Origin of the sequence: Pantoea sp. Lu_F5_004 (genome assembly GCF_051136245.1) — a bacterium.
GTDB classification, from domain to species: Bacteria; Pseudomonadota; Gammaproteobacteria; order Enterobacterales; family Enterobacteriaceae; genus Pantoea; species Pantoea agglomerans.
In genome coordinates, this window is the sequence record NZ_CP194946.1 from 2,486,286 (window position 1) to 2,498,451 (window position 12,166).

Consider the following 12,166-nt stretch of genomic DNA (forward strand, 5'->3'; position numbering starts at 1 on the left):
GGAGACCCTCCCCAATGGAAAACTGGCTCTCTTCACGTCGTTTTCACTCCCTCTTTTTTAATCAGGAACTTTGGCTAAACAGCGCCATCGTGGTGGTATCCACGCTGGTGATTTACTGGATATTACGTACCCTGATTCGCTTTATCTCCAACCGGATTGCCCTTTACAGCGAACATCGGCATGTTCGCGCCACCGCGATTCTGGTGGAGATATTGCGCAGTACCAGCCAGACCCTGCTGCTGATCTTTTCGCTGCTGATTGCCCTGAAGTTTGTCGATCTGCCCGCGTCGTGGAGTGTAACCATCGCGCACGGCTGGTTCCTGGCGCTGATTGTGCAGCTCGCACTGTGGCTCGACTGTGGCATCCGGCTATGGCTGAAAAGCCTGCTGCGTGACCCGCTGCACGTGCGCAACCCGGTCACTACGGTGATCCTCGGTATTCTGCTGCGGGTAGTGGTCTGGATTATGATGTTCCTGGCCATTCTGTCGAACATGGGTATCAACATTACCGCACTGGTCGCCAGTCTCGGGGTCGGGGGCATCGCGATTGCGCTGGCGATTCAGACGGTACTGAGCGATGTGTTTGCGTCGCTGGCGATAGGCTTTGATAAACCGTTTGAGCATGGCGATTTTATTGTCTTTGGTGACATTGCCGGTTCCATCGAGCATATCGGCCTGAAAACCACCCGACTGCGCAGCCTGAGTGGCGAGCAGATTGTCTGCTCAAATACCATTCTGTTGCAGCAGACGATCCACAACTATAAGCGCATGCAGCAGCGCCGCATCGTCTTTAAGTTTGGTATCAGCTATGCCACGCCGTCAGAGCAGGTCCGGGAGATCAGCCCGCTGGTGAAAGAGATTATCCAGGGCGTTGAGACCACCCGTTTTGACCGCGCCCACTTCCTGGCCTTTGAGGATTCAAAACTGACCTTTGAAGTGGTCTATTTTGTGCTGGATGCGGATTACAACAAGTACATGGATATTCAGCAGGAGATTAACCTGCAGCTGATGGCGGCACTGGAAGAGCGGAATATCCGCTTCGCCTTCCCGATTCGTCAGGTGGAGTTCAGCGGCGGCAATCTGCCGCCGGTGGATCTGGTTGCGGTGCAGAATGACGATGACGAGGTGCGCAGAATGGCGCGCTAAGTCAGAGCCCGCCTTCCTTTTCAGGCGTGGCGGGCATACAGGCCGGTGCGGGCGGAATCGTGACCGCACCGGCTGCTTCACCCCTTGCATTCAGCCGTTCCACCTTACCGCTTACTGATGCCGGTAGCAGCTCACGCCGAGATACTCACTGAACGCTTCCTGCAGCACACCGGCCGTGGCAGAGTGATTCATCGCCACATGATGCTCAAAGCCGTTACGGCAGATCCACGCCAGTAGTGTCTCCAGCTGCGGCACCTGGATCACCGCACGGCAACCTACCGTGTCCAGCGGATCGGTGACCGACATTCCCTCTCCCACATAGGCTTTGATTTCGCCGCTGAAGTCGTCGGTAGAGAGGCGGAAATAGGTCAGATCGCCCTGCTTCATCCGGCCATGCACTGCGCCACAGGTGTTCTCTTTGCCCACGGTGGTGCCGATAATATCCGCCGTGCCCATGGTCGGTGACTCCAGGCTGGCGCTGGCGAAATTACCGCAGTGAAACAGCACACATTTGTCCCGCTCGTCGCCAAAGTTGTTGTTCCAGTCTGCCAGCGAGGCGGGGTTGAGCGAACAGCTGGCGAGCGCGTACATCGACAGCGCCCCCATCACATCCACTTCGCAGGCGCTGGGCATCAGCTGGCCCGACATCACGCTCATGATTGAGCAGACGTTAATGCCCAGGTTCTCCTGCAACGACGTCCAGCACTGGATGGCGGTGGTATCGATATCGTTGTCGCTGATCCACTCGCTGATCACTACAAACAGTTTGGCCATGGTCACCAGTTTGTCACCCGGAATCCCCCGCGCATCGGCGTTGGCCTCCAGGATTTCACGCTTCTCTGCCACACGGATATCGTCATCGCGCAGCCGGTTGGTACGGGTAAAGATCTCCGATAAATCCAGGGTCTCCACCGCGATACCCATCTTCTCCAGCAGCTTTTCGCTGTAGCGCACGGTGTTGAATCCGGCGGGCCGGGCACCAATCGCCCCGACGCGTACCCGCCGCATAGCATTCACCACCCGACAGAGCTGGCTGAACCGCTGCAGATCCTGCATAAACACCTCGCCGCTCAGGGCGCAGACGTGCTGGCGGGTCAGCGTAAACGGGATGCCATATTGCCGCAGGTTGTTGCAGAGTGAAATTTTGCCGCAGAAGCTGTCGCGGCGCGTCGCCAGTCCCATTTTATCCAGATTGTCCTCTTCGGCCTGCACCAGCACCGGCACGTTCAGCCCGGCGAGACGCAGCGCTTCCGCGATAGCTTTTTCATCACCAAAGTTAGGCAGCAGCACCACCATGCCGTGAATCGCTTCGCGATGCTGGCGAAACAGCGCGGCGCAGGTTTTGGCCTCCTGACGCGTCTCGACGCCGCCCAGATTGGTCTGGGTCTCATCCAGCATCACCGTATTAATGTTCATCTTTTCAAACAACGCGACCGCCTGCTGGCGCGCCTCGCCCACCAGATAGCTGGGAAAAAAACCCCGGTTGCCAATAATGACGCCGAAGGTTAACTGCTGAGGAAGTGTTGACATGGCTCTGCTCCGGATAAGGATTAATGTGGCTGATAACGACAGCGTGCAACGGCGTCAATCCAGCCTTTATAGTTTTCCTGCATATGCTGCGCGTTCTCTTCACGCGGCATGATGACGCTGCCGCCCTGCAGCGCCTGCATATCACTGCCCTGCTGCCACCATCCCAGTACTTTGCCTGCCAGCAGTGCCGCGCCCAGCGCGGAGACCTCGGCGGTAGGCACCCGCTGCAACGGCCGCTGTAACACATCCGCCTGTAACTGCATCAGCCAGCTATTTTCGGTGGCGCTGCCATCCACACAGAGCGCCGGAAGCTGCTGGCCGCTGGCCTGCTCCATGGCAAAAAAGACGTCGGCGATTTGCCAGACGATGGATTCCAGCGCCACCCGCGCCAGCACGGCGGGTGTGGCGGCATCCGTCAGTCCGCACACCATGCCGCGCGCCTGCAGATCCCACCAGGGCGCGCCCAGGCCAGAGAGCGCCGGAACAAAATAGATACCCTGATTATCGCCGCAGCGCTGCGCCATCGCGGTGAGCTCGCGCGGCTCCTGCACGCCTAGCATTCTGCCCAGCCAGGCAGCACCGGAACCGGTGTGGGTGATGTTGCCTTCAAAGGCATAACGCAGCGTGCCGTCGTGCCAGGCCACGGTGGTGCTGAGGCCATTTTCCGTCAGCAGCGGCGTCGCCATGGACATCATCAGTGAAGACCCGGTGCCGTAGGTGGCTTTCACCACTTCAGACTCGCCGCGCCGCTGCGCCTGTAAGGCAGCATGAGAGTCGCCGATGCGCGCCAGAATCGGCGTACCTGGCGCTAAGCCGGGAATATCACTCACCGCGACCACGCCCTGTTCACTGGCTGAGGCGGTGATGCGCGGCAGCGCGGCGCGCGGCAGCTGAAACAGCGTCAGCAGCTCGTCGTCCCAGTCATTAAGATGCAGGCTGTAGAGTTGAGTGCGTGAGGCGTTAGCATGATCGGTAATAAATACCTCGCCTGCGCTGAGCTGCCAGCTGAGCCAGCTGTCGACCGTGCCGATACAGAGCTCACCCGCCGCCGCCCGCGCCGCGCCGTCGGGAATGGCGGCCAGCATCCCGGTCAGCTTGGCGGCCGGAAACATAGGGTCAACGGCCAGTCCGGTCAAACCGGTGATGCGAGGCGCTTTGCCCGCCTGACGCAGGTCGCGACAGAGTGACTCGGATCGTCGATCCTGCCAGCTCACCAGCGGCGTCAGCGGCTTGCCGTCACGCCGCTGCCAGATCAGCACCGACTCGCGCTGATTACTGATCGCAACTGCCGCGACAGACGCGCCACCACAGTCTGCCAGGCAATGGGTAATGGCCTCTTTTACCGCCAGCCAGATCGCCACAGGGTCCTGCTCAGCCAGTCCTGGTTGCGGGTGTTGCAGGGTTAAGCTCTGGCTGCCGCGTGCCACCACGCGGCCATCGCGATCAACCGCAATCGCTTTAGCATTGGTAGTGCCTTCATCGATTGCCAGAATCAGGGGTCCCACCATATTTATGCTCCTGCGCAGATGCGCGCTGCACTGTTCACCACGCTACTGGCATCAATGCCATGATGGGCGCGGGTAGAGGCGCGATCGCCGGCAATCGCATATTCCCCATCTGCAATGCCGAGCCGCAACAGCGGGATGCCGCAGCCGCCTTCCGCCAGCACTTCGGCCACCAGGCTGCCGACACCGCCATTAACGTTATGCTCCTCTACGGTAATTACCGCTGGGTAGTGATTTAACAGGTTGCGCAGCTGTTGGGTATCACAAGGTCGAATCGATGGAACCGCGATCACACCGGCTGAAATGCCCTGCTCAGCCAGTTGCTCAGCAGCGTGAACCACCTCGTGAACCGTTGAGCCCATCGCCACCAGTGCGATGTCGCTGCCTTCACGCAACAGGTCGATCGCGCCCGGCCTGAACTGGTAGCTTTCTTCGTGCAGCTGCGGCAGATCTTTGCCATCCAGACGGATATAGACCGGCCCGACATGCTCAAGGGCGTAATCGATGATCTGACGGCACTCCAGCGGACAGGAAGGCGCATAGATCTCGATGTTGCCGAAACCGCGCATCACCGCGATGTCATCAATGCTGTGATGGGTGCTGGCTAACGGGCCATAGCTGGTCCCGGCATTCAGCCCGAACAATTTGACGTTGGTGTTGTTGTAGCAGACGTCGACTTTTACCTGCTCATTGGCGCGTGACACCAGAAACGGCGCAGCGTTACAGGTCACTGCGACTTTGCCGCCCAGCGCCAGGCCGGCCGCCGTGCCCACCAGCGTCTGCTCAGCGATGCCGACGTTAATCAGCCGGTCGGGAAAGGCCTTGATAAAGGGGGCGATTTTGGCCGTCGACGTGGAGTCGGCTACCACCGGCACCAGATCCACACCGCGATTCACCGCGTCGATAAAGGCCGTGACCATGACGCTTGCTAAATGTTGTGCATTACTCATCTTTCAGTTCCTCCAGTGCCAGTGCGATCTCTTCGCCTTTCGGCACCCGGTGATGCCATTCCGCCTTGCTCTGGATAAAGGAGACGCCAAATCCCTTCTCGGTATGCGCCACAATCACCTGCGGTTTGCCGTTCTTCGGCAGGTTTTCAATGGTGTCGACCACCGCCGCCATCTCATTGCCGTTGCATTCGGTGACCTCCAGCCCGAAGGCGCGCCATTTTTCCGGCAGCGGATCGGTGTTCATGATGTCGCGGGTCGCGCCCGCCAGTTGCAGCTTGTTTTTGTCATTGATGATGATCAGGTTGTCGAGGCCGTAATGCGCCGCCACCAGCGCCGCCTCCCAGTTGCTGCCTTCAGCCAGCTCACCATCGCCGGTCACCACAAAGATGCGGCGCGGGCTGTTATCTTTTTTCGCCGCGATAGCGATGCCCACCGCCACCGGCAGGCCGTGACCCAGCGCGCCGGTGTTCAGCTCAACGCCCGGCGTTTTCTGCCGTACCGGATGGCCAGGCAGATGCGAGTCGGCATGCTGATAGGTTGCCAGCCAGTCGGTCGGGAAGTAGCCCGCTTCCGCCAGTACGCAGTAATAGCCCCCCACCGCATGCCCTTTGGACTGGATATAGATGTCACGCTGATCGTCCTCTGTGCGATCCGGGGCGCAGTTCAGAATGCGGAAGTAGAGCGCGGTGAGGATCTCTACCTGTGACAGGTCAGCGCCGGTATGACCGCCTGCCGGGCTGCCCGCGTTAAGCTGGATGATGCGGCGGCGGATTGCCCGCGCCCGACGCTCAAGGTCATCGACCGGAAGATTGAAAGGATTCATACACTACCTCTGAATTTTAAATCGATTATGAATATATATTCACGTTGGTTAAAAAATTTTGTGCCTGAAAAAAGGGGCTAATAAACTGAACCGCCCTTTGTTCGCTACTCTGCCCGTTAAACCGGGCAGGCCGTCCGGGCCGTCCGCTGCCAGGAATCACACAGCGGCTCCCCCTGTCTGGTTCCACGCACTTCCCCGTCAGGGTTTTGCCGGTGTCCCCTCCTCGATTAACGCTTTCTGAGCCACCACGGCCGCCTTCTGCTGCATCCGGCTCTGGGTCTGATCGATAATTACCGCGATGATAATCACGATGCCTTTGATCACCATCTGCCAGAATTCACTGACACCCATCATGATCAGGCCATCCGCCAGAAAGCCAATGACGAACGCACCAATCAGCGTACCGAGGATGGTGCCGCGTCCGCCCGCCAGCGACGTGCCACCCAGCACCACGGCGGCAATGGCATTCATCTCAAACGCGGTGCCGTTAGCCGGATGGCTGGCGACCAGTTGCGATGAGACCACGATGCCAGCAATCGCCGCGCAGAATCCCGACAGGGTGTAGACCAGAATTTTTACCTGCCGGGTTTTCACACCTGACAGTTCAGCGGCACGTTCATTATCCCCGATGGCATAGACCTGACGGCCAAACGGCAGGCGACGGGCGATATAGGCGATCACCAGCGCCAGCACCACCATCATCCAGATGGCGTAGGGCAGCCCGAGAAAGGTTCCGGCACCGATCCGATCGAAACCGGTGTTGCCAAGCTGCGGGTTCCCCTGCAGACCAGGAAAGGTCTCACCGCCGGAGGTGAGCATCGCCGCGCCGCGCAGGATGTACATGGTGCCGAGGGTGCAGATAAACGGTGCTACGTTGTAGCGGGTAATGATCCAGCCGTTGCCCGCGCCAATCAGCGCGCCGATCAGCAGCACCACCGGCACAATCACCCAGACGCTGGGAAAAATAGCGATGCCAAACATCGGCAGCACAATGCCTTTGGTAATCAGCCAGCCAGCGATCATGCCGCACAGTCCCAGCGTCGCCCCAATCGACAGGTCAATTCCCGCGGTGATAATGACAAAGGTAATGCCCAGCGCCAGAAAGGCGTTGATGGCGATGTGTTTCACCATGATCACCAGGCTGCCGGTGGCGAGAAAGTCCGGCACGGTGATGGCGAAGAAGCCGACGATCAGAATCAGCGCAATAAAAGTGCGCAGCTTCAGAAGCAGCAGCAGAATGCTTTCACGTGAACTGAACGCCTTAGCCGGAAGTGTGGTCAGCGCGACGCTGTCATTGCTTTTCATGCTCAGAACCCCTGCGCACTTGCTTTCACCAGCGCTGCCTCTTCCGCCTGGTCGCGGGGAAGATCAGCCGTAAGTTTGCCGCCCGACATCACCAGGATGCGATCGGCTACCGCCATAATCTCTTTCAGGTCCGAAGTGGAGAACAGAACCGCAATGCCCTGCTGTGACAGCGCCACCATCATGCGAAACACCTCTGCTTTTGCGCCGACATCAATGCCGCGACTCGGCTCATCCAGCAGCAGCAGTCGCGGATTGGTCAGCAGCGCGCGGCCAATCACCACTTTCTGCTGATTGCCACCACTCAGTGCGCTAATGGCCACGTCCGGCGAGGAGATTTTGATCGCCAGGTTACCCACCGTCTGGCTTACCGCCTGCTGCTCCGCCTGATGGGCAATGGCAAAGCGATGCGACAGACGCCGCCACAGGCTGGCGATGGTGAGATTACTGGCGACCGATGAGACCGGGAAAATCCCGGCGCGTTTGCGATCTTCCGGCACCAGACTCATGCCCATGCGGATACGGTCGGCGGTGGGCAGACGGGTCGGCAGCGGTTTGCTGTCGAGCCACAGCTTGCCCAGATAGTGGCGCTGACTGCCAAGCAGACACTCAAACAGCTCGGTGCGACCCGCACCCATCAGCCCGTAAATCCCGACAATTTCCCCGGCCCGCACCTGAAAGCTGACGTCATCCACCAGAGTATTGCCATTAGGGCTGACGCAGGTGATGTGCTGCGCCTCCAGCACCGGCGCGCCAAACTCACGCGCTTCCGGCAGGAAGGTGGTAACCGGTTCACTGCCCAGCATCTCACGCACGATCCACGGCACATCGATGCTGCTGACCGGGGCTTCTGCCTGGAAGCGCCCGTCGCGCAGAATGGTGATCACGTCGCCAATCGCCATCAGCTCCTCCAGCCGGTGGGAGATATAAATCACGGTAACGCCCTGCTGCGTCAGGTCGCGGATCACCCGGAACAGGATCTCCACTTCGGTTTTGCTCAGCGCCGAAGTCGGCTCGTCAAGGATCAGGATGTCCGCATCTTCCGCCAGCGCTTTAGCAATCTCGACCAGCTGCTGCTGACCCACTTTGAGATTACCGACCCGCTCATGGGGTGAAATCGGCTGATCGAGGCGCGCCATCAGCGCGGCGGTGCGGCGAGCCTGCTCCGCCTCGTTGATCGGGGCCAGGCCGCGCTGGATCTCCCGGCCCAGAAACAGGTTTTCAGCCACCGTCAGGTTCTCAAACAGATTCAGCTCCTGGTGCACCATGCCGATGCCGTGCCGGGCGGCGTCGCGGGTGCTGCTCAGCGTCAGCGGCTCGCCATTCAGGAACAGCGAACCGGCCGTGGGCTGCTGTACCCCGGCCAGAATTTTCATCAGGGTCGATTTGCCCGCCCCATTCTCACCGATGATCACGTTAACTTTGCCGCGCCAGACCCGATAGTCGACGCGATCCAGCGCCAGCGTGCCGGGAAACAGCATCGATATCTGTTCGGTCCGCAGAATGACCTCATCGTCCATCAGGGCGTCCCCCGCTTCAGCTCAACCGCTACCACATCATCAACGCTGTTCTGCCCGATGGTTACGGCCACTAGCGCCTGCACCGGCTGGTTGACCCAGCTGGCATCCAGCGGTGGCAGTTGCTTCACCGCGTGACGGTTCAGCGCCCGGGTCAGCTGGGCGTACTGCACCTGATTGGTAAACTCTTCGAAACGGAATCCGGCGGCATCCCGGATAGCGTTACTGCGCAGCACCGGTCCGACACTGACCGCCACCGGCTTGCCGTTAATCATCAGCGTCAGCGTGCGTTCACGCGGGTTACTCTCATCAAAGGCGCTGACTGTCCCCCCGGCTCGCACGAAGACGCTTTCGCGCCCGCCGGGTTTGACCGTCTGACTTTTCGCCTCCATGTCGGCCCAGCTCAGCGCATGGCTGTTCGCGGTGGTCATCACGCGCGGCTGCCAGGTCTCTTCCGCAATCTGCTGCGGTGTCTGGGTGGTATAGCTGGGTTTCGCGTGTGGATCCTTCGGCAGGATCGGCTTACCGTCCGCATCCAGATCCACCACGGTGCAGGCGCTGAGCAGCGCCATACCGGTCAATACCGCCAGCATCCGTTTCATGGTTATTTCGCCAGGTTGAAGTTTTTCAGCTTAGCGGCGTTGCTGTCGTCAATCAGCACGCAGTCCATCAGCTGCTTCTCCTGTTTCTGCGCTTTGCCGTTCTTCAGAAAGTAATCCGCCTGCGTGACCGCCATCTGCGCCTGATCCCAGCCCGGCTGCAGCACTGTCGCTTTAATATTGCCTTTGTTGAGGATCGAATCGCGGGTGTAGTCGCTGCCATCAAAGCCCACCACGATTACCGATGTTTTCCCGGCGGCTTTCAGCGCGGCTTCGGCACCCAGCGCCATGGTGTCGTTACCGGAGATGACGCCCACGATGTTGGGGTGTTTCTGCAGCAGGGTTTCCATGCGGCTGAAGGCTTCGGTCTGGCTCCAGTTGGCGCTCTGCTGAGCCACCATTTTCATGTCGCTGTAGTCATCCAGCACATCGTGATAGCCCTGCGACCGCACGCCCGCGTTGGTGTCAGACTCTTTGCCGAGCAGTTCAACATAGTCCCCTTTACCGCCCAGCAATTTCGCAAATTTCTCCGCGCCCAGCTGCGCCCCCTGATAGTTGTTAGAGACGATCTGCGCCACCGCGATGCCGGTTTTGTTGATCTCCCGGTCAATCAGGAAGGTCGGGATCCCGGCATCTTTGGCTTTCTGCACCGGCCCGACGGTGGCATCGGCCCCGGCGTTATCAAGAATGATCGCTTTCGCTTTGCGCGCAATCGCGGTCTCAATCAGCTGGTTTTGCTTGTTTACGTCATCATCGTGCGACGCCACCAGGGTGGCGTAACCCAGCTCTTTGGCTTTCGCTAAGGCCCCTTCCGCCTCGGCTTTAAAGAACGGGTTGTCATGGGATGGGGTGATAATCGCCAGCAGGCCTTGCTCTGCCGCCAGCGCGGTCGCTGAAAAGGCGAGCATCGATGCGAGCAGGGTCAATTTGATCAGGGGACGAGTCATTATTTTTCTCCGCTTGAATATATATTCACACGCGATTTTATATGCATAATGACTATGCGCCCGCGCTGACGTGCCGTCCAATGCGCGATCGTCAAAAAGCGAAAACGATCACAAATTAGCCTGCGTTGTGATTTTGATCATCCTGGTTAACAATACCGGGCAGAATCAGAGAGGGAAAAACCGATGGCAAAACAGGATGAACAGCGACTGATGGTAAAGATTGCCACCCTTTACTATGTCGAAGGGTTGAAGCAGTCAGAGATTGCGCAGTCGCTGACCCTATCGCAGTCGTTTGTCTCACGCATTCTTAATCGCAGCGTGAAAGAAGGTGTGGTCAAGATCAGCGTGGTGCCACCAGCCAACGTCTACCCTGAGCTGGAAAAGGCCATTGAGCAGACCTATAACCTGCCGCAGGCGATTGTGGTGGATGTGCCGGATCAGGCGTCGCCGCTGCAGATTAAGCAGGCGATTGGATCGGCGGCCGCTCACTATCTGGAGACCCGACTGCGAAACGATGAGCTGATTGGTATTTCGTCGTGGAGCGGCACAATCCGGGCGATGGTGGATGCGCTGCATCCGCTCAACAGCGCCTGCAAAGGGGTGATCCAGCTGCTGGGTGGCGTCGGGGCTAACGGCAATGTGCAGGCCACGATTCTGACGCAAAATCTGGCGGCGCTGCTGAACTGCCCCGCCTGGCTGCTGCCGTCCCAGTCGATTGAGCATTCGGTCAGCGATCGCCAGCGGCTCTCTGCCAACGCGGAGGTCGCCGAGGTACTGAGTAAATTTGAGCAGGTCGATCTGGCGATTGTCGGCATTGGCGATCTGGAGCCGTCGGCACTGTTACGTAATTCGGGCAACTACTACGATGGCAGGATGCTGCAAACGCTGGCAGCGCGCGGTGCGGTAGGCGATATCTGTCTGCACTATTTCGACGCCTGCGGACAGCCGGTACTGAAAGCAGAAGAAGATCCGGTGATTGGTATGGAGCTGGCACAGGTAAAACAGTGTCCACAGGTGGTCGGGCTGGCAGGCGGAAGAGAGAAAGCGCAGGCGATTCGCGGTGCGCTGCTGGGCGGCTATATCAAGGTGCTGATCATCGACTATCCCACGGCGCGGCTACTGCTCACGCCGCAGGATTAATCACAACCGGTCAGATAGTGCGGTAAGCCGTGGTGACTTTCCACAGATAGCGCGGGGCCTGCGCCGCCGGATGCTTGTTCTGCACATGCTGATAGAACTCATCCGGTGACATGGCATTGATCATCGCAATGGCCCGATCGCGATCGCTGGAGAAGGTCCGCAGTAACGCCCCTGCGCCGTTGGCATAAGAGACGATGGTGGCATAGCGCAGGGTCAGCGGATCGCGGATGCCCGACAGCGCGGAGTTCTGCAGAATGCGGATATAGGCGGTGCCGATATCAATATTTTTGGCCGGATCGCGCAACTCGGCATTCGATGGCTGACCACGACGGCCCAGCGTGCGATAGACTTCGCGCCCGGCGGTCGAAGCTTTAATCTGCATCAGCCCCACCGCATTTGAACGGCTCACCACGCCCGGATTTCCACCCGACTCGACACTGATAATGGCGCTGATCAACTTCTCATCAACGCCATAATGACTGGCGGCATCTTCAGTAAACATCGCCCAGGTGCCATTGACGCTGGACGGCGGTGCCTGAGTTAACGGCGTGTTGCGCTGCTTAACGGCATGGTGCGGTGGCTCGCTGGCACAGCCGGTCAGGAGTAACGCTGAGAGTATAAGGTGTCGGATTTTCAGCAATTTTTCATCTCGTAGCTGTTGTGGCGAATGCTATCATACCCAGGCAGCCTGAGAGCAAAATTACCGTT

At 59.1% G+C, this 12,166-nt stretch carries 11 protein-coding genes; 2 read left to right on the forward strand and 9 right to left on the reverse strand.

The window, feature by feature from the left end:
* Nucleotides 1-14: 14 nt before the first annotated feature.
* Nucleotides 15-1,145 (forward strand): mechanosensitive ion channel family protein, encoded by a 1,131-nt coding sequence (locus tag ACR8BN_RS11485; RefSeq protein WP_031592912.1) that lies wholly within the window; start codon nucleotides 15-17, stop codon nucleotides 1,143-1,145.
* 111 nt (nucleotides 1,146-1,256) lie between these two features.
* Here ACR8BN_RS11485 and ACR8BN_RS11490 read toward each other — a convergent pair whose 3' ends face one another.
* From ACR8BN_RS11490 to ACR8BN_RS11525, 8 genes are all read right to left on the reverse strand, one after another.
* The gene (locus ACR8BN_RS11490) at nucleotides 1,257-2,675 is read right to left on the reverse strand and encodes an L-fucose/L-arabinose isomerase family protein (protein WP_434746953.1); all 1,419 of its coding nucleotides are present in this window, start codon (nucleotides 2,673-2,675) and stop codon (nucleotides 1,257-1,259) included.
* Between the two features lie 20 nt (nucleotides 2,676-2,695).
* Nucleotides 2,696-4,183: an FGGY family carbohydrate kinase gene (locus ACR8BN_RS11495; protein ID WP_424999305.1), complete on the reverse strand. Its 1,488-nt coding sequence runs from the start codon at nucleotides 4,181-4,183 to the stop codon at nucleotides 2,696-2,698.
* A gap of 2 nt (nucleotides 4,184-4,185) precedes the next feature.
* Nucleotides 4,186-5,130: a transketolase family protein gene (locus ACR8BN_RS11500; RefSeq protein WP_010669881.1), complete on the reverse strand. Its 945-nt coding sequence runs from the start codon at nucleotides 5,128-5,130 to the stop codon at nucleotides 4,186-4,188.
* A complete protein-coding gene (locus tag ACR8BN_RS11505) occupies nucleotides 5,123-5,953 on the reverse strand; it encodes a transketolase (protein WP_039391653.1) in 831 nt (276 codons plus the stop codon). Before ACR8BN_RS11505 ends, ACR8BN_RS11500 begins: the two co-directional genes overlap by 8 nt.
* A 198-nt stretch (nucleotides 5,954-6,151) precedes the next feature.
* On the reverse strand, nucleotides 6,152-7,258 hold the full coding sequence (locus ACR8BN_RS11510; RefSeq protein WP_279853884.1) for an ABC transporter permease: 1,107 nt from the start codon (nucleotides 7,256-7,258) through the stop codon (nucleotides 6,152-6,154).
* 2 nt (nucleotides 7,259-7,260) lie between these two features.
* Nucleotides 7,261-8,775: a sugar ABC transporter ATP-binding protein gene (locus ACR8BN_RS11515; protein ID WP_235764996.1), complete on the reverse strand. Its 1,515-nt coding sequence runs from the start codon at nucleotides 8,773-8,775 to the stop codon at nucleotides 7,261-7,263.
* Nucleotides 8,775-9,374, reverse strand: a complete 600-nt coding sequence (locus ACR8BN_RS11520) for a DUF2291 family protein (protein WP_434746954.1) — start codon at nucleotides 9,372-9,374, stop codon at nucleotides 8,775-8,777. The genes ACR8BN_RS11515 and ACR8BN_RS11520 overlap by 1 nt, the downstream gene beginning before the upstream one ends.
* Nucleotides 9,375-9,376: 2 nt before the next feature.
* On the reverse strand, nucleotides 9,377-10,318 hold the full coding sequence (locus tag ACR8BN_RS11525) for a D-ribose ABC transporter substrate-binding protein (protein WP_083068346.1): 942 nt from the start codon (nucleotides 10,316-10,318) through the stop codon (nucleotides 9,377-9,379).
* A 183-nt stretch (nucleotides 10,319-10,501) separates the two neighbouring features.
* Between ACR8BN_RS11525 and ACR8BN_RS11530 the strand changes: the two genes are divergently transcribed.
* Nucleotides 10,502-11,458 (forward strand): sugar-binding transcriptional regulator, encoded by a 957-nt coding sequence (locus ACR8BN_RS11530; protein ID WP_031594568.1) that lies wholly within the window; start codon nucleotides 10,502-10,504, stop codon nucleotides 11,456-11,458.
* A 10-nt stretch (nucleotides 11,459-11,468) separates the two neighbouring features.
* Here ACR8BN_RS11530 and emtA read toward each other — a convergent pair whose 3' ends face one another.
* A complete protein-coding gene (gene emtA, locus ACR8BN_RS11535) occupies nucleotides 11,469-12,098 on the reverse strand; it encodes a membrane-bound lytic murein transglycosylase EmtA (protein ID WP_010246204.1) in 630 nt (209 codons plus the stop codon).
* Between the last annotated feature and the right edge of the window lie 68 nt (nucleotides 12,099-12,166).